This is a genomic window from Streptomyces sp. NPDC051636 (assembly GCF_044453765.1).
Classification (GTDB): Bacteria; Actinomycetota; Actinomycetes; order Streptomycetales; family Streptomycetaceae; genus Streptomyces.
In genome coordinates, this window is the sequence record NZ_JBITDA010000010.1 from 109,048 (window position 1) to 131,602 (window position 22,555).

The following is a 22,555-nucleotide window of genomic DNA, read 5'->3' on the forward strand; positions in this document are numbered from 1 at the left end:
TATGAGCAGCGCCCCCACTCCCGAACCCCGCGAGCCGAAGCCCGCGCTGGTCTTCGACGACCCGCTGAGCCAGCAGTCCTCGGACGACACCGACCGCGGGTGGGGCGAGCGGGGCGAGGGCGACTCTGCCGCGGACCTCAAGCGCTTCCTCGACGAGAAGCCGCCCCACCACCTCTGAGCCCGGGCCCGCGGGGCCGCCGCTACCGCTTGCCGGCGCCCGAGGCCTGCTGGGTGAGCAGTGCGTCGCGGATCTCCTTGAGCACTTCCAGCTCGGTCACCTCGACGACCTCCTTCGTGCCCTCCCGCGCCTTCCGGCGGGCTTCTATACGGGCCAGGTACCTCGACATCGGCAGGACCATCAGGAAGTACACCACCGCGCCGGTGATCACAAAGGTGAGCGTGGCCCCGAGCACCGAGCCCCACATCAGCCGGATGCCGTGCGTGCCCTTGCAGGACGAGCTCAGGCACGAGCTGTAGTTGTCCAGGTTCTGTGTACCGACCGCGCCGACCAGTGGATTGATGATCCCCTTCACCACCGAGTTGACGATGTTCGTGAAGGCGGCGCCGATGACCACCGCGACCGCCAGGTCGACGACGTTGCCGCGCATCAGGAAGGCCTTGAAGCCCTGCCAGACGCTCGGTTCCTTCTTCTCGCTCACCTCGGGGCCTCTCTTCGCGTGCACAGGGTGTGGAACAAAGCGCTCCGCAACCTACGGCACGACTCGGCGACCCCGTCCACCGCGGTGGCTCGAGCGGGGGACTCAGCACAGTGTCACCGCCAGCCGTGCCGTCGCGCTCGCACCGACCAGCCGCGCCGCGGCGGGACGCGGCACCGCGAGCACCACCAGCGCCCCGCTCTCGGCGCCGCCGTCCAGGGCCTGCGGCACCTTGGTGACCCGCGCCCCGCGCGCGACCACCCGGGCGTCGCCGCCTGCCGCCGGGTCCTCGGCGGCGATGACGTCGACCCGGTCGCCGGGCCGCAGCAGCCGGACGGTGGCCGCGTCGGCGATCCGCACCGGCGCCGTCACCAGGTCGGCCGCGCGGTGCCGCCGTACCGGCTCCGCCACGGGATGCCCGCGGGCCCGCTCACCGAGCTGCGGCTCCGTCGCGGCACGCGGCCCGGCCGCCACGAGCGCGGCCGCGGTCACCGCGAGGCCGGCCGCCACCGCTCGCCTGCGGTGCCGTACCAGCCGCTGCAGCTGGTACCGCCCGCCCCGCACTCGCACCGGCGCGAAGTGCGGGACCTCGCAGGTCGCGGGGGCGTCGGTGCCCAGCGGGCGCGGGAAGGGGAAGGACGGCGACGGGGACATCTGCACGAGGACCACCACCTGCGGCGAGGAGACGAGGAATCGGCTTGCGATCCCACGATGAGGCCTCGCGCCGAAGCTCGCCCGGAGCCGGTGGACTACCGACGGGTTGTGGAAAACCCGCTCACCCGAAGGTGCGCTTCCGCGACGCCGGCGGCGGGCGGCCGGCCCCGGCAGCCGAGCTAGAGCGGGGGTGGCCGCCCGTCTCCGCGACAGCAGTCACGCCCGGGCTGCCCCAGCCGCATGGCTCGGCGCATCAGCGGCGGCTTCCGCGCCAGCAGCGCCGCGCTTCCGCAAAAGCAGCCCCGCTTCCGCACAAGCACCCCCGCTCCCGCACAGCGTCCGAGTTCCCGCGCCGCAACAGCACCGGCTTCCCCTACGGCAACACAAACCCCGGATCCATCCCGCCCAGCGCGTTCGCGCACAGGCAGTCCCGCGCCCCTGTGTCCGGCAGTGCCGCCACCGCGTCGAACAGCACGCCTCGCAGCCGGTCCACGTTGGCGGCGAAGACGCGCAGTACCTCGTCGTGGGAGACGCCGCCGCCGGTTTCCGCGCCCGCGTCGAGGTCGGTGACCAGGGTCAGGGAGGTGTAGCAGAGTTCGAGCTCGCGGGCGAGAGCGGCCTCGGGGTGGCCGGTCATGCCGACCACCGACCAGCCCTGCGCCTGGTGCCACAGTGACTCGGCGCGGGTGGAGAAGCGCGGGCCCTCGACCACGACCAGGGTGCCGCCGTCCACGGGCTCCCAGTCCTGTCCGTGTGCCGCCTTCAGCGCGGCGGCCCGGCCGGTGGGGCAGTAGGGGTCGGCCAGCGACACGTGCACGACGTTCGGGATGGTGCCGTCGGGCAGCGGCAGCCCGTCGAAGTACGTCTGCGCCCGGGACTTCGTACGGTCCACGAACTGGTCCGGCACCAGCAGCGTCCCGGGGCCGTACTCGGGGCGCAGACCGCCCACCGCGCAGGGGCCGAGGACCTGGCGGACGCCGACGGAGCGCAGTGCCCAGAGGTTGGCCCGGTAGTTGATGCGGTGCGGCGGCAGGTGGTGGCCGCGGCCGTGCCGGGGCAGGAAGGCGACCCGCCGGCCGGCGACCTCGCCGAGGAAGAGGGAGTCGCTGGGCGCCCCGTAGGGGGTGTCCACCTGGATCTCGGTCACGTCGTCGAGGAACGAGTAGAAGCCGGAGCCGCCGATTACGCCGATCTCTGCGTTCGCCATGAACAGCACAGTAGCCGCCCGGGAAGACGCCGAAGACCCCGCCGTCCTACGACGGCAGGGTCCCGGAGGAGAAAGGTCAGGCGGCGGAGCTGCTGGCCGAGCCCGAGGCCGACGAGCCAGAGCCGGACGACGAGGAGCTCGAAGACGAGGAGGAGCTCGAGGACGAGGAACTCGACGAGGAGGAGCTCGACGACTTGGACGCCGGGCTGCTGCTCGACGAGGAGCCGCGGCTGTCGTTGCGGTAGAAGCCGGAGCCCTTGAAGACAATGCCGACCGCGGAGAACACCTTCTTCAGGCGGCCACCGCAGCTGGGGCAGTCGGTCAGGGCGTCGTCGGTGAACTTCTGCACCGCCTCGAGGCCCTCGCCGCACTCGGTGCACTGGTACTGGTAGGTGGGCACTGTCTTCCTCCTGGCACTCTCACTCAATGAGTGCTAACGATGGTCCATAGTGACGCATTCCCGGGGATCAGTCCACCGTGACCGGCACGCGGTGACCGACGCCACGTGCGACCGTTCGGGTCCGGGGCCGGGCGGCCAGCCGTGAGCGCAGCGCTGCCAGGGTCGCCAGGGCCAGCGAGGTGCCGGCCATCGGCACCAGGAAACCGGCGCCGTCCCACAGGCGGTCCTCCAACTGCCCGGCGACGGTGACGGCGGCCGCCTGGCCGAGCGCGACCGCGCCGGTCAGCCAGGTGAACGCCTCGGTGCGGGCGCCGGCCGGGACCAGGTCCTCGACCAGGGTGTAGCCGGTGATCAGGGCGGGCGCGATGCACATGCCGACCAGCAGGCCGAGCCCGGCGAGCACGAGCGCCGAGTGGGCCGTCCACAGGGCGGACGCGGTCAGCGCGAGCGCCGCGTACCCGAGGACCAGGCGCCGCTGCGGGGCGGCCTTCCAGGCGATCGCGCCGCAGGCGATGCCGGAGAGCATGTTGCCGGCCGCGAAGGTGCCGTACAGCACGCCGTTCAGGCCGGGCTCGCCGATCGACTCGGTGAACGCGGCGAGTCCGACCTGCATGCCGCCGAAGACCGATCCGATACCGAGGAAGGTCACCACCAGGACGCGCACTCCGGGGATGCGCAGCGCGGAGCCGCGCTCCACGCGCGCGTGCCCGGCATCGGCGTCCACGGGAGGCTGGGTGCTCTTCTGCGCGGCGAACAGCAGGCCGCCGACCAGCGTCAGCGCCGCCTCGGCGACCAGGCCCGCCGCGGGGTCCACGGCGGTGCACAGGGCGGTCGCCAGCAGCGGGCCGACGACGAAGGTCAGCTCGTCCGTGACGGACTCGAAGGCCGCCGCGGTGGTCATCAGGGGCGAGTACTGGAGCTTCACGCCCCAGCGGGCGCGCACCATCGGGCCGATCTGCGGCACCGAGGCGCCGGTCGGCACGGCCGCCGCGAACAACGCCCACAAAGGCGCGTGGGACAGCGCGAGCGCTGTCAGGACCAGGCCCGACAGCGCGTGCACGAGGACGCCGGGGACCAGTACGGCACGCTGCCCGTAGCGGTCGGCGAGGCGGCCGCTGCAGGGCGCGAACAGGGCCATGGAGACACCGGTGGCCGCCGCGGCGGCGCCCGCGGCTCCGTAGGAGCCGGTGGTGTGCTGCACCAGCAGCACGATGGAGATGGTGAGCATCGCGAACGGCTGGCGTGCCGCGAAGCCGGGGAGCAGGAACGTCCAGGCGCCGCGGGTGCGCAGCAGCTGTCCGTATCCCGGGCGGGACGGGGCCGCCGAGTCCTCCGACGGCTCGGTGGTGACCGTGGATGCCACGGCCCGTGCCTTTCTGCCGCCTGGTAGCGCGACCCGCTTTCATGGGCCGGGCGCCGAGAGCTGTCCTCTTGCGCGGAACTGCGGTAGATACCGGCGCCCACTGCGGGGCGTCCCGGCCGCCATACGGTCGCGCCAGCTCTGCGTCAGGCAGAGTTGGTCCGATCAGGGTTACTTATGCCTTCATCGTACAGGGATCACGACCGGGAACACCTGTGAAAATGAGCACCAAGACCCGCATGCACCTGGGAATGCCAGTGGTGTGAACCGCACGAAACACACCCTTAACGCATGCCTCGCGCTCAGCGCTGCGTGCCGGGTCCGTCCATCCCGAGCCACCCCGCCAGCTTGCCGCCCGCCGCGACCGCCCGCAGCCGCCGTTCCGCCGCGTCCCGGACCGGGTCGGTGGCGACCACGAGCAGTTCGTCGCCGTGCTGCAGGACCGTGGTCGGCAGCGGGACGAACGATTTTCCTTCGCGGACGACGAGGGTGACGGCGGCCCCGGCCGGCAGTCGCAGCTCGTTCACCTCGACGCCGTGCATGCGAGAGCCCTCGGGGACCGACACCGACAGCAGGTGACCGCGCAGCCGCTCCAGGGGGGCCGACTCGATGCCGAGGTCGGCGGTCTCCGTGCCCTCCTCGCCCAGCCGCAGCGTGCGCGCCAGCCAGGGCAGGGTCGGGCCCTGGACGAGGGTGTAGACGACGACCAGCACGAAGACGATGTTGAAGATGCGGCGGCTGGCGTCGACGCCGTTCACCATGGGGATCGTCGCCAGGATGATGGGCACGGCGCCGCGCAGCCCGGCCCAGGACATCAGGGTCTGCTCCTGCCACGGCACCCGGAACGGCGCCAGGCTGAGCACCACGCTCAGCGGGCGCGCCACCATGGTCAGCACCAGGCCGATGACAAGTGCGGGCCACACGTCGTCGCCCAGCTCGTGCGGGGTGACCAGCAGGCCGAGCAGGACGAACATGCCGATCTGGGCGATCCAGCCGAGCCCCTCGGCGAAACCGCGCGTGGCTGGCCAGTGCGGCAGCCTGGCGTTGCCCAGCGTCATCGAGGCGAGGTAGACGGCGAGGAAGCCGCTGCCGTGGGCCAGGGCGCCGGCCGCGTACGCGGTGACCGAGATGGCCGTGACGGCGATCGGGTAGAGGCCGGAGGCGGGCAGCGCCACGTGCCTGAGGCCCCAGGCGCCGAGCCAGCCCACCGCGAGGCCGATGGCCGCGCCGATGGCCAGCTCCAGGGCTATCTCGCCGAGCAGCACGTACCAGTGCTCGACCGGGCCGGCCGCGGAGAAGGCGACGACCAGGATGACCACCGGGGCGTCGTTGAAGCCGGACTCCGCCTCCAGCGTGCCCGTCACGCGCGCGGGGAGGGGGATTTTCCGCAGCACCGAGAAGACCGCCGCCGCGTCCGTCGAGGACACCACCGCCCCGACGATGAGCGCCTGCCGCCACTCCAGCCCGATCAGATAGTGCGCGCCCGCCGCCGTCACGCCGACGCTCACCGCGACCCCGGCCAGTGCCAGGGTGGAGGCGGACGGCAGGACCGGCCGGATCTCCTTCCACTTCGTGCCCAGGCCGCCCTCGGCCAGGATCACGACCAGGGCCGCGTAGCCGATGACCTGGGTCAGCTCGGCGTTGTTGAAGTGGATGCCCCCGATGCCGTCCTGGCCCATGAGGACGCCGATCCCCAGGTACACGAGCAGGCTGGGGAGCCCGCTGCGCGAGGAGATCCGGACCGCCGCGACGGCGACGAGCAGGACGAGGGAGCAGACGAGCAGGAGCTGGTTGAGGTGGTGAACAGTCAGCGGCGGTGCCTCCCCTGGGTCTCCGGCAAGCGGGTTCCCGCCAGGTGGGTTCCCGGCAAGCGGGTTCCCGGAGCTTTCCGGTCAACTTCTCCAGTTACTTCGTTACCTTACCTAACTCTTGACGATTTCTTGACGCTTCCCGAGGCAAGATCGAACGTCCGTCCGCGCCTGGACCCGACTCCGCGTCAAGTGGCACCGGGCCCTGCGCCTATGGTTGCTCCAGCACTCCAGTACCGCCTGCCGCTCGCGTTAGGACAGCAAGGACAGCGATGCCCCCCAACACCACCGCCTCAACGGGTGACAAGCCCGGCAAGTCCGGCAGGAAGAAGGGGCGCAAAGCCCGTCTGATCGTGCTCGTACTGGTGCTGGCCATCATCGGAGGCATCGCCTACGGGGCCTACTGGTCCATCAGCACCGTCCGCGCCTCCTTCCCGCAGACCACGGGTTCCCTCACGCTCGACGGCCTCTCCGGGCCCGTCGACGTCAAGCGGGACGGCAACGGCATCCCGCAGATCTACGCCTCGTCCGACGAGGACCTGTTCATGGCGCAGGGCTTCGTGCAGGCGCAGGACCGGTTCTACGAGATGGACGTGCGCCGCCACATGACCTCCGGGCGCCTGTCGGAGATGTTCGGCAAGGGCCAGGTCAAGAACGACGAGTTCCTGCGCACCATGGGCTGGGACCGCGTGGCCCGGGAGGAGTACGACACCAAGCTGTCGGCCTCCACCAAGAAGTACCTCCAGGCGTACGCCAAGGGGGTCAACGCCTACCTCCAGGGCAAGGAGAGCAAGGACATCTCCCTGGAGTACGCGGCCCTGGGCTTCACCAACGACTACAAGCCGGCGAAGTGGACCCCGGTCGACTCGGTCTCCTGGCTGAAGGCGATGGCCTGGGACCTGCGCGGCAACATGCAGGAGGAGATCGACCGCGCCCTGATGACCAGCCGCCTCGGTCCCCAGCAGATCGCCGACCTGTACCCGGACTACCCGTACAGCCGCAACAAGGCGATCGTCCAGGAGGGCCAGTACAACGAGCTCACCAAGACGTTCGAGCAGGGCAGCGGTACGAGCGGCACGCAGGGGGCGGCCGGCACCACGGGGACGACCGGCACGACGGGCACGACAGGCGCCACCGGGTCCTCGGCGTCCTCCACCTCGTCCGCGTCGGGCTCGGCCCTCACGAGCCAGCTGGAGGGCCTCTACAACGTCCTGGACGACGTCCCCACGGCCGTCGGCGTGAACGGCCAGGGCATCGGCTCCAACTCCTGGGTGGTCGCCGGGAAGTACACCATCACCGGCAAGCCCCTGCTGGCCAACGACCCGCACCTGTCGGCCTCGCTGCCCTCCGTCTGGTACCAGATGGGCCTGCACTGCAGGAGCGTCTCCGCCAAGTGCCAGTACGACGTGACCGGCTACACCTTCGCGGGCATGCCCGGTGTGATAATCGGCCACAATGCGGACATCGCCTGGGGCATGACCAACTCCGGGGTCGACGTCACCGACCTCTACCTGGAGAAGCTCAGCGGCGACGGCTACCTGTACGACGGCAAGGTCCGGCCCTTCAAGACCCGCGAGGAGACCATCAAGGTCGCCGGCGGGACGGCCAAGAAGATCGTCGTCCGGCAGACCAACGACGGGATGCCCCTGCTGTCCGACCGCGACGACGAACTCGTCAAGGTCGGCAAGAAGGCCACCGTCGACACCGCCGCGCCCGACCGGGGCGACGGCTACGGCATCGCCCTGAAGTGGACCGCCCTGCAGCCCGGCACCTCCATGGACGCCGTCTTCGCCATGGACAAGGCGGCGGACTGGGGCGACTTCCGCTCGGCGGCCGCGTTGTTCGACGTGCCCTCGCAGAACCTGGTCTACGCCGACACCAAGAAGCACATCGGCTACACGCTGCCAGGGAGGATCCCCACGCGCGCGGACGGCGACGACGGATCCATCCCCGCGCCGGGCTGGGACCCCAAGTACAAGTGGACCGGCTACATCAAGCAGGACGAGCTGCCCCACGAGTACGACCCCGAGCGCGGTTACATCGTCACCGCCAACCAGGCCGTGGCCGACAAGGCCAAGTACCCCTACACGCTCACCACCGACTGGGCCTACGGCACCCGCAGCCAGCGCATCACCGACCTGATCGAGTCGAAGATCAAGGGCGGCGGCAAGATCTCCACCGACGACATGCGTCAGATGCAGATGGACAACAGCAGCGAGATCGCCAAGCTGCTGGTGCCCAAGCTGTTGAAGATCAACCTCGACGACAAGGACGTCCGCGAGGCGCAGAAGCTGCTGGAGGGCTGGGACTACACCCAGGAGGCCGACTCCGCGGCGGCCGCCTACTTCAACGCTGTCTGGCGCAACATCCTCAAGCTGGCCTTCGGCAACAAGATGCCCAAGGAGCTGCGGGTCAAGGGCCAGTGCCTGTGGGTGGACAAGATCGACAGCACCGGCCCGGTGGACGACGACACCGAGGTGCGCGAGTGCGGGGAGCGCGACGCCGACCAGGCGCAGCCGGACGGCGGCGACCGCTGGTTCGAGGTGGTCCGCGACCTGATGGACAAGCCCGACAGCGACTGGTGGAAGACGCCCAAGTCGGGCACCCGTCCGGAGGCGGACAACCGTGACGAGCTGTTCAGGCGTGCCTTGATCGACGCCCGCTGGGAGCTGACCGCCAAGCTCGGCAAGGACATCGACTCCTGGAGCTGGGGCCGCCTGCACCGCCTGTTCCTGAAGAACCAGACCCTGGGCACCGAGGGCCCCGGCATCATCAAGTACGTCCTCAACCGCGGCCCCTGGAAGCTCAGCGGCGGCGAGGCGACGGTCAACGCGAGCGGCTGGAACGCGGCCGGCGGCTACGGCGTGGTGTGGGTGCCGTCGATGCGGATGGTGGTCAACCTGGACGACCTCGACAAGTCGAAGTGGATCAACCTCACCGGCGCCTCCGGGCACGCCTACAGCGCCCACTACACCGACCAGACCGGCAAGTGGGCCAAGGGTGAGCTGCTGCCGTGGTCGTTCTCGGACAAGGCGGTCGACGGCAGCACCAGCGACACCCTCGTGCTGAAGCCGTGAGCCGCTGACGGCACGGCACCGCAATGGCCCTCCACGCACGTGGAGGGCCATTTCTTCGTGAGGCTCATGCGGCCCGCCGGAAGCGCCGCACCCCCGACGGCGTCACCACCGCGTGCACCGGCCGGTCGTGCGGCTCCTCGGGGACCCGCTCGACCACCTCCGAGTCGTACAGCAGCACCACCAGCGCGGGATCCGCGCCCGCGCGCTCCAGACGGGCCAGCACGCGGTCGTACGACCCTCCGCCGCGCCCCAGTCGCATCCCGCGGCCGTCCACCGCGAGCCCGGGCAGCAGGACGGCGTCGGCGGCCGTCACGGCGTCCGGGCCGAGGCGCTCGCCGGAGGGCTCGAACAACGCCATCTTCCCGCCGTGTTGGACGCGGGCGAGGGAGCCCTCACCGGTGTACACGCCCCAGTCCAGGTCGTTGTCCGGCAGGAGCGCGGGGAGCAGCACCCGCACGCCCCGCGCGCGCAGCGCGTCCAGCAGCGCGAGCGTGCCGGGTTCGCTCCCTACGGAGACGTACGCCGCCACCGTGCGCGCACGCGCCAGTTCGGGCAGCTCCAGGGCGCGCCGGGCCAGCGCGCCGGCGGCTTCCCGCACGTCATCGGGCGTCAACCTGTTCCTCACCGCGAGGAACTCTCGCCGCAACATTCGCTTGTCAGGATCGGCCGCGCGTCCGTCATGGTCCACAGGTCGCACCCGCACCTTCCTCAATGTGCTCATATGAGATTCAAATGGCCGGAGCTGCAGTTTCCCTACAAAGGCACCGGATAAGGTTGCGGCATGACTCAGTCGCACCCCAGGATCAGCAAGGCTGTCATCCCCGCAGCAGGCCTCGGCACCCGGTTCCTGCCGGCCACCAAGGCCACTCCCAAGGAGATGCTGCCGGTCGTGGACAAGCCCGCGATCCAGTACGTGGTCGAGGAGGCCGTGGCGGCGGGGCTCGACGACGTCCTCATGGTCACGGGACGCAACAAGCGCCCGCTGGAGGACCACTTCGACCGCAACTACGAGCTGGAGTCGGCTCTGCAGAAGAAGGGTGACGCCGACCGGCTCGCCAAGGTGCAGGAGTCCAGCGACCTCGCGACCATGCACTACGTCCGCCAGGGCGACCCCAAGGGCCTTGGCCACGCCGTCCTGTGCGCCGCCCCGCACGTCGGCCGGGAGCCCTTCGCGGTCCTGCTCGGTGACGACCTGATCGACCCGCGCGACCCGCTCCTGAAGCGCATGATCGATGTCCAGGAGCAGCACGGCGGCAGCGTGATCGCGCTCATGGAGGTCGCCCCCGAGCAGATCCACCTCTACGGGTGCGCCGCCATCGAACCCACTCAGGACAGCGATGTCGTGAAGGTGACCGGCCTGGTGGAGAAGCCGGACGTGGCGGATGCCCCGTCGAACTACGCGGTCATCGGCCGGTACGTCCTCGACCCGCACGTCTTCGACATCCTGCGCAAGACCGAGCCCGGCCGCGGCGGCGAGATCCAGCTGACCGACGCCCTCCAGCAGATGGCCGAGGACGAGAAGGTCGGCGGCCCGGTGCACGGCGTCGTCTTCAAGGGCCGCCGCTACGACACCGGCGACCGTGGCGACTATCTGCGTGCCATTGTCAGACTCGCATGCGAACGTGAAGACCTGGGCCCGGACTTCCGGACCTGGCTTCGCAGTTACGTAGCCGAGGAGATGCAGCAACGGTGAGCAGCGCCGCGACCAGTCCCGCCGGCCCGGACCACCTGTGGTCGGTGGACGAGCACCTGGCGGACATCCTCGCCACCGTCCGCCCCCTCGAACCCATCGAGCTGCAACTGCTCGACGCGCAGGGGTGCGTCCTGGTCGACGACGTCACGGTGCCGGTCTCCCTGCCGCCGTTCGACAACAGCTCCATGGACGGGTACGCGGTACGGGTCGCGGACGTCGCGGGCGCGAGCGAGGAGTTCCCGGCCGTCCTCGACGTCGTAGGGGACGTCGCGGCGGGCGCGGCCGAGCTGACCCCGGTCGGGCCGGGGCAGGCCGCCCGCATCATGACCGGTGCCCCGCTGCCGCCCGGAGCCGAGACCGTCGTCCCCGTGGAGTGGACCGACGGCGGGCTCGGCCAGGGCCCGGTCGGCGGGATGCGCGCCCGCAGCCTGGCCCCCGAGGGCGCCACCGGGCATGTGCGCGTGTACCGCCCGGCGGAGGCACGCGCGCACGTGCGGCCCCAGGGCAGCGATGTGCAGGCCGGGGACCGCGCTCTGGAGGCCGGCACCGTCCTCGGCCCGCCGCAGATCGCGCTGCTCGCCGCGATCGGCCGCGGCACGGTCCGGGTGCGCCCGCGCCCGCGCGTGGTGGTGCTGTCCACCGGCAGCGAACTCGTCCAGCCCGGCGAGCAGCTGGGCAGCGGGCAGATCTACGACTCCAACAGCTTCGCCCTCACCGCGGCCGCCCGGGACGCCGGCGCGATCGCCTACCGGGTGGGCGCCGTCGTCGACGACGCCGAGACCCTCCGCTCCACCATCGAGGACCAGCTCATCCGCGCCGACCTGCTGGTCACCACGGGTGGCGTGAGCGTCGGGGCGTACGACGTGGTCAAGGAGGCGCTGTCGCACGTCGGCGACGAGGACGAACCGGGCGCCGGGGTGGAGTTCCGCAAGCTCGCCATGCAGCCCGGCAAGCCCCAGGGCTTCGGTTCCATCGGCCCCGACCACACACCGCTGCTGGCTCTGCCGGGCAACCCGGTGTCCTCGTACGTCTCCTTCGAGCTGTTCGTCCGCCCCGCCATCCGCACGCTGATGGGGCTGGAGGACGTCCACCGGCCCACGACCAGGGCGGTCCTGAAGACGGACAAGGCGCTCAGCTCGCCGAAGGGGCGCCGGCAGTTCCTGCGCGGCTCCTACGCCGACGGTGAGGTGACGCCCGTGGGCGGCGCCGGATCCCACCTGGTCGCGGCCCTGGCCCAGGCCGACGCGCTGATCGTCGTCCCCGAGGACGTGGAGAGCGTCGAGCCCGGCTCGGAGGTCGAGGCGGTCCTGCTCGGCTGAGCGGCGCTGGTTGGCGGTACCGTGTCGCGCACAACAGGCCCGTGCGCCGCACCGCGACGGGCCCGGACCGGGAGCGCCACACACCATGACAGTGCCTTCCCGGGGGGAGACCCCCGGACCCCCTGTGCAGGACCGACTGACGCACATCGACGAGGCGGGCGCGGCCCGCATGGTCGACGTGTCGGACAAGGACGTGACCGCCCGCACCGCCCGCGCCAGCGGCCGCGTTCTCGTCTCCCCGCGCGTGGTCGAACTGTTGCGCGGTGAGGGGGTGCCCAAGGGCGACGCCCTCGCCACTGCGCGCATCGCCGGGATCATGGGGGCCAAGCGCACCCCGGATCTGATCCCGCTGTGCCACCCGTTGTCGGTGTCCGGTGTGAAACTGGAACTGTCGGTCGCGGACGACGCCGTCGAGATCCAGGCCACGGTGAAGACCACGGACCGTACGGGTGTCGAGATGGAGGCCCTCACCGCGGTGTCGGTCGCCGCGCTCACCGTGATCGACATGGTCAAGGCGGTCGACAAGGGAGCGGTCATCACGGACGTACGGGTGGAGGAGAAGACGGGCGGCAAGTCGGGCGACTGGAGCCGGGCATGACCCTTGACGCCCCGACCGGCGGTGCGCTGCTCGCGCCGTACAGCGCGCTGGTGGTCACCGCCTCCAACCGGGCCGCCGCCGGGGTCTACGAGGACAAGGGCGGCCCGCTGGCCGCCGACGGCCTGAAGCGTTCCGGCTTCGCCGTGGACGGGCCGCAGGTCGTCCCGGACGGCGATCCGGTGGAGGCGGCCCTGCGCGCGGCCGTCGAGGCGGGGTACGACGTCGTCGTGACCACCGGCGGCACCGGTATCTCGCCCACCGACCGCACGCCCGAGGCGACCCGCCGGGTGATCGAGTACGAGGTGCCGGGCATCGCGGAGGCGATCCGGGCGTTCGGCGGGGAGAAGGTGCCGACCGCGGCGCTCTCGCGGGGCCTGGCGGGGGTGGCGGGCGGCACGCTGATCGTCAATCTGCCGGGCTCCACGGGCGGGGTGAAGGACGGACTGGCCGTCCTGGAACCCCTCCTGGTGCACGCCGTCGACCAGATCCGCGGCGGCGACCATCCCAGACCCGGCGCCAGTAGTGGGGGTGCGAGCTGAACGGCCCATCCTGGCCCGCCGTGCTGACGGACGGCGACATCGTCCTGAGGCCGATAAGGCTGCGCGACCAGCGGGCGTGGCGCGAGGTGAACCGGCGCAACCGGGACTGGCTGCGTCCCTGGGAGGCGACCATTCCGCCGCCCACGCCCACCGGGCCGGTCGCGCACCGGCCGACGTACCGGCAGATGGTCCGGCACCTCAGGTCGGAGGCGAACGCGGGCCGGATGCTGCCGTTCGTCATCGAGTACCAGGGGCAACTGGTCGGCCAGTTGACGGTCGCCGGGATCACCTGGGGCTCGATGTGCTCGGGGCACATCGGCTACTGGGTGGACGAGGCGGTGGCCGGCCGCGGGGTGATGCCGACGGCCGTGGCGCTCGTCGTGGACCACTGTTTCCGCACCGTCGGACTGCACCGCATCGAGGTCTGCATTCGCCCCGAGAACGGGCCCAGCCGCCGGGTCGTGGAGAAACTCGGATTCCGCGAAGAGGGGCTCAGACCGCGTTATCTCCACATCGACGGAGCCTGGCGCGACCACCTCGTCTTCGCGCTCACCGCGGAAGAGGTGCCGGAGGGTCTGCTGAGCCGCTGGCGGCGAGCACGCTCGCGGAACGCCTCCAATTGAATGAAGACCGAGATTAAATCGAATAACCGTTCGAAATCGATCGGTTCATCGCATCGGGCGCAAGAAAAGCTGGAAATATCAGCCAGATCGTGCGACACACCGGCCCAATTGGCGGATGGCCTCACGCAAACCCCTCTACCGTGTGAGGCGTGAGCAGCAGCGGCCTCATCTACGCAGTCATTGTCGGGGCCTGGGCCGCCTACTTGGTGCCCATGTGGCTCCGTAGGCAGGACGAGCTGAACGAGGCCCGTCCGACGGAACGCTTCAGCACCGCCATCCGGCTGCTGTCCGGACGGGCGGGAATGGAGCGTCGGTACGCCAGGGACCTGCGGGCGCGCTCCGCCCAAGAGGGGGAGTACGACGTCGACGCTCCGGACGCCGCCACCGACTCGGTGGACGTCCGGGCCTTCGCCATGCCGCCGACCCGTCGGCAGGTACGGGCGGAGACCGAGCCGGAGGCTCCCGAGCGTCCGGAACCGGCACGCGACCAGACGGTCACGCCCCCGCCCAGGTCCACCCCCGCACCCGCCTCCTCGCCCAAGCGGGTGCCTGCCCCGCGGCGCGCGCCCTCCACCGAGGCGGCCGCGGCACGCGCCCGGCGCTCGAAGGTGCTCGCGCGCCGTCGCCGTACCACCGTCATGCTCTTCCTGGCGTTCACGCTCGGCGCGATCGTCGCCGCCGTCGGCGGGCTCGCGTTCCTGTGGGCGCCCGGTCTACCCGCCGTCCTGCTCAGCGCGTACATCGTCTACCTGCGCGCCCAGGAACGCCGCCGCTTCGCCTACCAGATGGACCGGCGCCGGGCCGAGGCCGCGGCCCAGCGGCTGCGCGAGCGCCAGCCGCGCCGGCGCGCGCCCCTGGATGCAAGTGCCGGCGCTCCGCAACCTGACGAGGGCAGCGAGTCGGAGACCGCCCCCGGACTGTCCGCGCTCGCCGCGGACCGCCGCGCCCTCGTCGAGCAGACCGACCACGCCGAGTGGGTCGACCAGCAGCGCGAGCGTCAGCGCCGGCCCGGACACGGGGACAGCTGGGACCCGGTACCGGTGCCGCTGCCGACGTACGTGACCGCTCCCGTCGCGCCGCGGGCCACCTCCGACGTGGACCTGGGAGCGCCCGACACCTGGAGCTCGGCGCGGTCCAGCCCGGTCGCGCCCGAGCAGGAGGCGCAGGCCGCCGCGCGCGAGCCGGAGGCGGGCGAGCCCACGCACGACGCCGAGGACAGACCGGCCGCCGACGGCCGCACCGACGCCCGCCGCGCCGCCTCCGCGCGCCGGGCCCGCGAGCGCGGACGCACCCCGCTCTTCGACCAGTACGAGGACGGCGACCGGCCCCGCGCGGCCAACGAGTGACGGCCGCCACACCCGCCGGCCCCCCCTCTGACCAGTCGAGAAACGGATTTCCAAGCACCCCGACGGGGATGCTAAAGTTTCACTCGTTGCAAGGGCCTGTGGCGCAGTCCGGTAGCGCACCTCGTTCGCATCGAGGGGGCCAGGGGTTCAAATCCCCTCAGGTCCACGCAGCTCAAAGCCCCGGTAGGGATCTCCCGACCGGGGCTTTGACGTGTCGTACAGCAGCGAAGTACAGCAACTACTTCGGATCTTGCTTCCCCAGGTGCTAGCCCAGCTTCCGCAGTGCCCGCCGAGTCGCCTCGGACGGGACGTGCGTGTACACCTCCATGGTCACTGCGATCTTGCTGTGCCGAAGGATCTGCATGGCAATGCGGGGATGAACGTCGAGGGCGGCGAGCAGCGAGCCGCAGGTGTGCCGAGTGTCGTGCAGCCGGATGCGGCGGACGCCGGCGCGGGCGGAGCGGTCCATGAACCGGCGGTTGAAGTTGCGCGGTTCGAACGGCGTCCCGTAGCGCGTGGTGAACACGAAGTCGTTGGCCGTCCACAGCTCACCAGCCGCCTGCCGGGAAAGCTCCTGCTCCTTCCGCCGCAGCTGGAGGGCCGCGACGCAGAGCAGGTCCACAGACTGCCCGACTCGCCATCAGCTTACGGGTCCATGATCACTCGCCCCATGGCAGCTCCCGCCCGAAGCCGCTCCGCCGACCTACTCCTGAATCGGCAGGTCCGGATGCGTGAAGACAAAGATCATGTATGCGACCGCAGCCACTGTCCCGACGGATGAGAGCACCAGGCCGGTCAGAGGCTGAGCGCGGCTCGCGCCTTGACGCGAGGCGGCGCGGTATTCGACGGAACCCCGGACAAGGCCCGTCAGGCCCAGCGGCAAGGCCAGCAACCAGACGAGCATCCAGAACGGGCAGCAGAACCAGAACGCTACGGAAGCCCCGCCGAAAACGACGGCAAGACTCATCCGTCCTGATCTGTCGCCAGTCGGTTCATCAGCAGGAGTCACGCGCTGATCAAAGCAGCATGGGAGTGAAGCTCAGCAGCCGCCCCTGGCAAGCGCCGTACCTCTCACCTGCCCGAAAGCCCGACGTCCAGGGTCACGTGGCGGCCCCCGGCTGCCAGCGGCCCCAGACAGGCGATCGCCGTGAGAGTCGCGGCTGCCACGGCAAAGCAGATTGCCATTTCAGCCCACCACATCGCCTGTGTCGGTCGAGTCGTCATGGCGTTGTTGTACATCGCGCAGTTCGCTGCTGTACAGCAGCGAGGTACAGCAACCATCGCGACCGGAGTCAACCGCCAGCAGCCCCACATGACCGTCTGACCAGGCGAGCGGACCCCATTGACCGTCGCGCCCGTAGTTCGCATCGAGGGGGCCAGGGGTTCAAATCCCCTCAGGTCCACGCAGCACCGTTCCCGGGGCACCTGGGAATCGGTCCCGAGATCCCGGTCAGACGGTCACCGTCTGACCCGGATCTCGTCGTTGGGTGCGACGCGTTGCGGGACGATTGCAGCCGAGCAGCTCGTGCCCCGACCGGGTCCGGCGCAGTGAACGCAACGGGAGGAGGCCCTGTTTGTCACGGCCCTGCTCACCCGGGTTCGTCATAGCCGAGTGGCTGCGCAGATGGTGGTACGCCGTCCCGGCCGGGCTGGCCGTCGCCGCACTGCTCGGGCTGACCCTGCTCGCGCCCGAGCGCTGACCACCCTCAGGTGAGGGAGAGACATCCCTCCACGTTCGGCTACAGCTTCTTCGCGAAGCAGCGGCTGTCCTCGTAGTGGCGGTAGTAGCCGAACTTGGCGCACGGCTCATAGCCGCTGGAGGCGTACAGGGCGATGGCCTCCGGCTGCTTGGTGCCGGTCTCCAGGACCATGCGGACGCGGCCGGCCGCGCGGGCGTCGTCCTCCAGGGCGGTCAGCATACGGCGGGCGAGGCCCCGGCCGCGCATCTCCCCGACCACGTACATGCGCTTGAGTTCGGCGTCGCCGTCCTCGTTGCCCTCGCCATTGGCGTCCTGGCTGCGCCAGCCGCCGGTGGCGACCGGGCGGTCGTACTCGTCGTACGCGATCAGGTACACGCCCCTCGGCGGCTTGAAGTCCGACGCGTCGAGGGGTGTCGCGTCACCGCCGTCGCCGTAGCGCAGGTGGTACTCGGCCTGGACCTCGTCGTTGAGCTTGACGGCGTCGGGGTGGTCGAAGGGGACGCGACGTATATTCATGCTGGGTATCGTACATTCATACATAGTCGGGGCTGTCGGGAACCGCGGAAAACGGAGCCCGTCCAGTGTGCCGGTATCGTGCCCTGGTGCTGACTGTGACCTCGGTGAACGTGAACGGACTGCGGGCCGCCGCGAAGAAGGGCTTCGTGGAGTGGCTCGCGGACACCTCGGCGGACGTGGTGGGCCTGCAGGAGGTGCGCGCCGAGCCGCAGCAACTGCCCGAGGCCGTACGGCAGCCCGGCGGCTGGCACGTCGTGCACGCCCCCGCCGCCGCCAAGGGCCGCGCGGGCGTCTCCCTCTACACCCGCCGCGAACCCGACCGCGTCCAGATCGGCTTCGGCTCGGCCGAGTTCGACACCAGCGGCCGGTACGTCGAGGCCGACCTGCCCGGCGTCACGGTCGCCTCCCTCTACCTCCCCTCTGGCGAGGTCGGCACCGAGCGGCAGGACGAGAAGGTCCGTTTCATGGGCGAGTTCCTCGGCTACCTGAAGGGGCTGCGCGAGCGCGCCGCCGCCGACGGGCGCGAGGTGCTCGTCGTCGGCGACTGGAACATCGCCCACCAGCGGGCCGACCTGAAGAACTGGCGCGCCAACACCAGGAACTCCGGGTTCCTGCCGGAGGAGCGGGAGTGGCTCGGCAGCGTCCTCGACCCGGCCGACGGCGGGTACGTCGACGTCGTCCGCGCCCTGCACCCCGAGGTGGAGGGGCCGTACTCGTGGTGGTCCTATCGCGGGCGGGCCTTCGACAACGATTCAGGCTGGCGCATCGACTACCACGTCTCCACGCCCGGACTCGCGGCCAAGGCGGTCAAGGGCTTCGTGGAGCGGGCGGCCACGCACGCCGAGCGCTGGTCCGACCATGCGCCGGTGACGGTGGTCTACGACCTTTAGTCCCGCTTCCGCTGCCGCCGGTCCAGCGCCAGTGACAGCTCCGCCTCCACCACGCTCCGTGCCAGCGGGCGCAGGCGTCGCAGGTCCTCCTCGGGGCCGTGGCGCAGAACGAGGTCGGTGAAGAGTTCGGCGAGGGCGTCGGCGTGTTCGCGGACGCGTTTGCCCACGGCGAGGACCTCGGCGAGCGGGATGCCCTCGCGGACCAGGGCGGAGGAGACGTCCAGCAGGCGGCGGCTGATGTGGACGATCTGGTCGCCGTCGGTGCCCAGGTAGCCCAGCTCCATCGCGGCGGCGAGGTTCTCGGGGGTGACCTGGCCCTCGAAGCGGGCGGCGAGTTCCTCGGGGGTGAGGCGGACCGGCTCCTCCTCCGTGGGGCCGCCGACGCCGAGGAGGTCGGCGACGTCGCGGCCCTGGTCGAGGGCATCGGCGAGTTCCGCGATGCCGCTCAGGGTGTGCCCGCGCTCCAGCAGTGCCGCGATGGTGCGCAGGCGGGCCAGGTGGTGGTCGTCGTACCAGGCGATGCGGCCCTCGCGGCGGGGCGGCGGTATCAGCTTGCGTTCGCGGTAGAAGCGCAGCGTGCGCACTGTGATGCCGGCCAGCCGGGCCAGCTCCTCCATGCGGTACTCACGCTTCTCTGCCACCCACGCACCCTATGTCGTACCCGGGGTTACTTTCCTCGCCCCGCCCCCTACCCATCAGTACGGAGCTGCTCTACAGTCCCACTGCGCCAGTGTTCACTGGCATAGTTCAACGCGATGCCTGGAGGCTTCGGGATGGCCGAACACGAGCACGTACGGGTGGCGGTGATCGGGTCGGGATTCGGCGGGCTGGGCGCGGCCGTGCGGCTGCGCCGCGAGGGGATCACCGACTTCGTCGTCCTGGAGCGGGCCGACAGCGTCGGCGGCACCTGGCGGGACAACAGCTATCCCGGGTGCGCCTGTGACGTGCCCTCCCATCTGTATTCCTTCTCCTTCGCGCCCAACCCCGACTGGCCGCGCGCCTTCTCCGGGCAGGAGCACATCCGCGGCTACCTGGAGCACGTGGCGGACGTCTTCCGGCTCCGGCCCCACATCCGCCTCGGGGCCGAGGTGAAGCGGATGACCTGGGACAGCGTCAAGCTGCGGTGGGACATCGAGACGACCGGTGGCTCGCTGTCGGCGGACATCGTCGTCTCCGCGACCGGGCCGCTGTCCGACCCCAAGGTGCCGGACATCCCGGGCCTGGACTCCTTCCCGGGCAGGGTCTTCCACTCCGCCCGCTGGGACCACGACTACGACCTCACCGGCAAGCGGGTCGCCGTGGTGGGGACGGGGGCGTCGGCGATCCAGATCGTGCCCGCCATCCAGCCGCGGGTCGGCAAGCTCACCCTCTTCCAGCGCACCCCGCCGTGGGTGCTGCCCCGCGTGGACCGGGCGATCAGCGGGGTCGAGCGCCGGCTGCACCGCTCCCTGCCGTTCACCACCCGGCTCAGGCGCGGACTGCTCTGGGGCATCCGCGAGTTGCAGGTCCAGGCGTTCACCAAGCATCCCGACGAACTCGGCCTGGTCGAGCAGCTCGCCAAGCGCAACATGGCCCGCGCGATCAAGGACCCGGCCCTGCGCGCCAGGCTCACCCCGGACTACCGCATCGGCTGCAAGCGGATCCTGCTGTCCAGCGAGTACTACCCGGCCCTCACCCGCCCCAACGTCGACGTCGTCACCGGCGAGCTCGTCGAGGTGCGCGGTTCGACCGCGGTGGCCGCCGACGGCAGCGAGGCCGAGGTCGACGCGATCGTCTTCGGCACCGGCTTCCGCGTCACCGACCTGCCCATCGCCGAGCGGGTGGTGGGGGCGGAGGGCGTCACCCTCGCCGAGGCCTGGAAGCAGGACGGGATGCAGGCGCTGCGCGGGACATCGGCCGCCGGGTTCCCGAACTGGATGACGATCATCGGGCCCAACTCCGGCCTGGGGAACTCCTCGATGATTCTCATCATCGAGTCCCAGCTGAACTACATGGCCGACTTCGTCAGGCAGCTCGACGTCCTCGGCGGCCGGGTCGCCCTGGACGCCCGCCCCGGCGCGGTACGCGCCTGGAACGACAAGGTGCAGGAGCGGATGAAGCGCACGGTGTGGAACACCGGCGGCTGCACCAGCTGGTACCTGGACGCGAGCGGCCGCAACACCACCATCTGGCCGGGCACGACGACGGAGTTCCGCCGGGCGACCCGGCGGGTGGACCTGGCGGAGTACCAGGTGGTCCGGCCGCCCGCCCTCGAGACGACCGCCCCTACCGAGACCAGCGAGGTCACCGCATGAGCCGCCTCACCCACGTGGCCTTCGGCCCGTACGCCCCGCCCACGCCCGACCGCGTGCTGACGGCCGTCTCCGCCGACGGCGCCAGGCTGCACGTCGAGGTGCACGGCCCCGACGACGCGCCCCCCGTCGTCCTGGCCCACGGCTGGACCTGCTCGACCGCGTTCTGGGCGGCGCAGATCCGAGAGCTGGCCGTGGACCACCGGGTCATCGCCTACGACCAGCGCGGGCACGGCCGCAGTCCCGCGAGCCCCGCCTGCACCACCGAGGCGCTGGCGGACGACCTGGAGGCGGTGCTCGCGAAGACCCTCGCGCCGGGGGAGAAGGCCGTGATCGTGGGCCACTCCATGGGCGGGATGACGGTGCTGGCCGCCTCGGCGCGCCCCCGTTTCCGGGATCATGCGGCGGCCGTCCTGCTGTGCAGTACGGGCAGTTCGCGGCTGGTCGCCGAGTCGCTGGTGGTGCCGTTGCCCGCGGGGCGCGTGCGTACCTGGCTCACGGCGCGGATTCTGGGCTCGCGCGCCCCGCTGGGGCCGGTCACGCCGGTCGCGCTGCGCATCCTCAAGTACGCCACCATGGGCGCCGGTTCGGCCCCGCACATGGTGGAGGCGTGCGCGCGGATCGTGCACGCCTGCCCGCGCGCCGTGCGGCACGCCTGGTCGCGGATGCTGGACGCGCTCGATCTCGACCACGCCGTACGGGAGTTGCGGCTGCCGACAGCGGTGGTCGTGGGCACGGCGGACCGGATGACCCCACCGGTGCACGCGCGCTCGCTGGTGGCCGCGTTGCCGCACTGCGTCGGGAGCACCGAGCTGCCCGGTGTCGGGCACATGACGCCGGTGGAGGCACCGGAACTGGTGACCGGGACGATCCGGGAACTGGTCTCCGCATACGTGACGGACGCGGTCAAGGAGGGCGCATGAGCAGGGTCGGCCTCGAGGGGCAGGTCGCGGTGGTCACGGGAGCCGCGCGGGGAGTCGGCGAGCTGCTCGCGCGCAAGCTCTCCGCGCGCGGGGCCAAGGTGGCGCTGGTCGGGCTGGAACCGGAGGCGCTGAAGGAGGTCTCCGGGCGGCTGCACAGCGACAGCGGCCACTGGTACGCCGACGTCACCGATCACGTGGCCATGGCGCGGGTCGCCCGGGAGGTCAAGGAGCGGTTCGGCAAGGTGGACATCGTCGTCGCCAACGCCGGGGTGGCGAACGGCGGTCCGTTCCTGGACTCCGACCCGGAGGCCTGGCGGCGGGTGATCGAGGTCAACCTGATCGGCTCGGCGGTGACCGCCCGCGCTTTCCTGCCGGTGCTGATCGAGAGCCGGGGCTACCTGCTCCAGGTGGCCTCGCTCGCCGCGATCACCCCGGCGCCGATGATGACGGCGTACTGCGCGTCCAAGTCGGGCGTGGAGGCGTACGCGCACAGCCTGCGCGCCGAGGTCGGCCACCAGGGCGTGCGGGTCGGCGTGGCCTACCTCTCCTGGACCGACACGGACATGGTGCGCGGCGCCGACCAGGACGAGGTCATGCGCGAGCTGAGGCAGCGGCTGCCGTGGCCGTCCAACAAGACCTATCCGCTGGGCCCGGCGGTCGACCGGATCGTGGCCGGGATCGAGCGGCGGGCCGGCCATGTGTACGGGCAGTGGTGGCTGCGCGGGATGCAGGGGGTGCGCGGATACCTGCCGGGCCTGATCGGCACAGTCGGCCGGCGCGAGATGCGGCGGTTCGCGCCCCGGCTCCAGGGCATGCGGACGGGCCTGGTCGGCGCGGGCGGAGCGGCCGACGAGCAGGAGCGGGCGGTGCGGCGGAACTAGCTCCGGACCAGCGGCCGTTACGCACCGTTAATGATCGAAATGCGCAGTGTGTCCGCCCGTGTGAATCTGGTCGA

The 22,555-nt window shown here is 71.1% G+C and carries 24 protein-coding genes and 1 tRNA gene; 14 read left to right on the forward strand and 11 right to left on the reverse strand.

The genetic code is table 11. The features are described from left to right. The first annotated feature begins 1 nt into the window (after position 1). Entirely contained in the window at positions 2–178 is a 177-nt protein-coding gene (locus ACIBBH_RS19700) for a hypothetical protein (protein WP_399406215.1), read from the forward strand. Between the two features lie 22 nt (positions 179–200). Here ACIBBH_RS19700 and mscL read toward each other — a convergent pair whose 3' ends face one another. The 6 genes from mscL to ACIBBH_RS19730 form a co-directional block, all read right to left on the reverse strand. Beyond that, entirely contained in the window at positions 201–659 is a 459-nt protein-coding gene (mscL, locus tag ACIBBH_RS19705) for a large conductance mechanosensitive channel protein MscL (RefSeq protein WP_399406217.1), read from the reverse strand. 102 nt (positions 660–761) lie between these two features. After that, positions 762–1,310, reverse strand: a complete 549-nt coding sequence (locus ACIBBH_RS19710; RefSeq protein WP_399406455.1) for a hypothetical protein — start codon at positions 1,308–1,310, stop codon at positions 762–764. Between the two features lie 373 nt (positions 1,311–1,683). After that, positions 1,684–2,517: an S-methyl-5'-thioadenosine phosphorylase gene (locus tag ACIBBH_RS19715; protein ID WP_399406219.1), complete on the reverse strand. Its 834-nt coding sequence runs from the start codon at positions 2,515–2,517 to the stop codon at positions 1,684–1,686. 76 nt (positions 2,518–2,593) lie between these two features. Beyond that, positions 2,594–2,917: an FmdB family zinc ribbon protein gene (locus ACIBBH_RS19720; protein ID WP_399406221.1), complete on the reverse strand. Its 324-nt coding sequence runs from the start codon at positions 2,915–2,917 to the stop codon at positions 2,594–2,596. A gap of 67 nt (positions 2,918–2,984) precedes the next feature. After that, positions 2,985–4,280: an MFS transporter gene (locus ACIBBH_RS19725; protein WP_399406222.1), complete on the reverse strand. Its 1,296-nt coding sequence runs from the start codon at positions 4,278–4,280 to the stop codon at positions 2,985–2,987. 299 nt (positions 4,281–4,579) lie between these two features. Next, positions 4,580–6,088, reverse strand: a complete 1,509-nt coding sequence (locus ACIBBH_RS19730) for a potassium/proton antiporter (protein WP_399406457.1) — start codon at positions 6,086–6,088, stop codon at positions 4,580–4,582. A gap of 269 nt (positions 6,089–6,357) precedes the next feature. Here ACIBBH_RS19730 and ACIBBH_RS19735 point away from each other — a divergent pair, with 269 nt between their 5' ends. Further along, on the forward strand, positions 6,358–9,162 hold the full coding sequence (locus ACIBBH_RS19735; RefSeq protein ID WP_399406224.1) for a penicillin acylase family protein: 2,805 nt from the start codon (positions 6,358–6,360) through the stop codon (positions 9,160–9,162). 64 nt (positions 9,163–9,226) lie between these two features. Here ACIBBH_RS19735 and ACIBBH_RS19740 read toward each other — a convergent pair whose 3' ends face one another. Further along, positions 9,227–9,811: a 5-formyltetrahydrofolate cyclo-ligase gene (locus tag ACIBBH_RS19740; protein WP_399406226.1), complete on the reverse strand. Its 585-nt coding sequence runs from the start codon at positions 9,809–9,811 to the stop codon at positions 9,227–9,229. A 132-nt stretch (positions 9,812–9,943) separates the two neighbouring features. Between ACIBBH_RS19740 and galU the strand changes: the two genes are divergently transcribed. The 7 genes from galU (at position 9,944) to ACIBBH_RS19775 (ending at position 15,446) form a co-directional block, all read left to right on the forward strand. Further along, on the forward strand, positions 9,944–10,855 hold the full coding sequence (gene galU, locus ACIBBH_RS19745; protein ID WP_399406228.1) for a UTP--glucose-1-phosphate uridylyltransferase GalU: 912 nt from the start codon (positions 9,944–9,946) through the stop codon (positions 10,853–10,855). Continuing rightward, the gene (glp, locus tag ACIBBH_RS19750) at positions 10,852–12,174 is read left to right on the forward strand and encodes a gephyrin-like molybdotransferase Glp (protein ID WP_399406230.1); all 1,323 of its coding nucleotides are present in this window, start codon (positions 10,852–10,854) and stop codon (positions 12,172–12,174) included. The genes galU and glp overlap by 4 nt, the downstream gene beginning before the upstream one ends. Before the next feature lie 85 nt (positions 12,175–12,259). Then, entirely contained in the window at positions 12,260–12,772 is a 513-nt protein-coding gene (gene moaC / locus ACIBBH_RS19755; RefSeq protein ID WP_399406232.1) for a cyclic pyranopterin monophosphate synthase MoaC, read from the forward strand. Beyond that, positions 12,769–13,311, forward strand: a complete 543-nt coding sequence (locus ACIBBH_RS19760; RefSeq protein WP_399406234.1) for a molybdenum cofactor biosynthesis protein B — start codon at positions 12,769–12,771, stop codon at positions 13,309–13,311. Before moaC ends, ACIBBH_RS19760 begins: the two co-directional genes overlap by 4 nt. Before the next feature lie 20 nt (positions 13,312–13,331). Then, positions 13,332–13,934, forward strand: coding sequence for a GNAT family N-acetyltransferase (locus ACIBBH_RS19765; RefSeq protein ID WP_399406236.1), 603 nt, complete (start codon positions 13,332–13,334; stop codon positions 13,932–13,934). 149 nt (positions 13,935–14,083) lie between these two features. Next, positions 14,084–15,280: a gephyrin-like molybdotransferase receptor GlpR gene (gene glpR / locus ACIBBH_RS19770; protein ID WP_399406238.1), complete on the forward strand. Its 1,197-nt coding sequence runs from the start codon at positions 14,084–14,086 to the stop codon at positions 15,278–15,280. Positions 15,281–15,372: 92 nt separating this feature from the next. Then, positions 15,373–15,446 (forward strand) — tRNA-Ala (locus ACIBBH_RS19775). A gap of 99 nt (positions 15,447–15,545) precedes the next feature. On the opposite strand, the gene ACIBBH_RS19780 is transcribed toward ACIBBH_RS19775, so the two are convergent. Beyond that, complete coding sequence (locus ACIBBH_RS19780) at positions 15,546–15,902, reverse strand: tyrosine-type recombinase/integrase (RefSeq protein ID WP_399406240.1); 357 nt, start codon at positions 15,900–15,902, stop codon at positions 15,546–15,548. An 81-nt stretch (positions 15,903–15,983) separates the two neighbouring features. Then, positions 15,984–16,247, reverse strand: coding sequence for a hypothetical protein (locus tag ACIBBH_RS19785; protein ID WP_399406242.1), 264 nt, complete (start codon positions 16,245–16,247; stop codon positions 15,984–15,986). A 607-nt stretch (positions 16,248–16,854) separates the two neighbouring features. Here ACIBBH_RS19785 and ACIBBH_RS19790 point away from each other — a divergent pair. Next, a complete protein-coding gene (locus tag ACIBBH_RS19790) occupies positions 16,855–16,980 on the forward strand; it encodes a hypothetical protein (RefSeq protein ID WP_399406244.1) in 126 nt (41 codons plus the stop codon). Between the two features lie 39 nt (positions 16,981–17,019). On the opposite strand, the gene ACIBBH_RS19795 is transcribed toward ACIBBH_RS19790, so the two are convergent. Then, on the reverse strand, positions 17,020–17,496 hold the full coding sequence (locus ACIBBH_RS19795; RefSeq protein WP_399406246.1) for a GNAT family N-acetyltransferase: 477 nt from the start codon (positions 17,494–17,496) through the stop codon (positions 17,020–17,022). Between the two features lie 86 nt (positions 17,497–17,582). On the opposite strand from ACIBBH_RS19795, the gene ACIBBH_RS19800 reads away from it, so the two are divergent. Next, entirely contained in the window at positions 17,583–18,386 is an 804-nt protein-coding gene (locus ACIBBH_RS19800) for an exodeoxyribonuclease III (protein WP_399406248.1), read from the forward strand. Here ACIBBH_RS19800 and ACIBBH_RS19805 read toward each other — a convergent pair. Further along, positions 18,383–19,027 carry a MerR family transcriptional regulator gene (locus ACIBBH_RS19805; RefSeq protein WP_399406250.1) on the reverse strand — a complete coding sequence of 215 codons (645 nt, stop codon included), beginning with the start codon at positions 19,025–19,027 and terminating at the stop codon, positions 18,383–18,385. The genes ACIBBH_RS19800 and ACIBBH_RS19805 overlap by 4 nt on opposite strands. A 132-nt stretch (positions 19,028–19,159) precedes the next feature. Between ACIBBH_RS19805 and ACIBBH_RS19810 the strand changes: the two genes are divergently transcribed. Genes ACIBBH_RS19810 through ACIBBH_RS19820 form a run of 3 tightly spaced genes read left to right on the forward strand, consistent with a single transcriptional unit; the run spans position 19,160 to position 22,481 of the window. Beyond that, positions 19,160–20,680, forward strand: coding sequence for a flavin-containing monooxygenase (locus ACIBBH_RS19810; protein ID WP_399406252.1), 1,521 nt, complete (start codon positions 19,160–19,162; stop codon positions 20,678–20,680). Next, positions 20,677–21,600 carry an alpha/beta fold hydrolase gene (locus ACIBBH_RS19815; protein WP_399406254.1) on the forward strand — a complete coding sequence of 308 codons (924 nt, stop codon included), beginning with the start codon at positions 20,677–20,679 and terminating at the stop codon, positions 21,598–21,600. Before ACIBBH_RS19810 ends, ACIBBH_RS19815 begins: the two co-directional genes overlap by 4 nt. Continuing rightward, positions 21,597–22,481, forward strand: a complete 885-nt coding sequence (locus ACIBBH_RS19820) for an SDR family oxidoreductase (protein WP_399406256.1) — start codon at positions 21,597–21,599, stop codon at positions 22,479–22,481. The genes ACIBBH_RS19815 and ACIBBH_RS19820 overlap by 4 nt, the downstream gene beginning before the upstream one ends. The last annotated feature ends 74 nt before the right edge of the window (positions 22,482–22,555 follow it).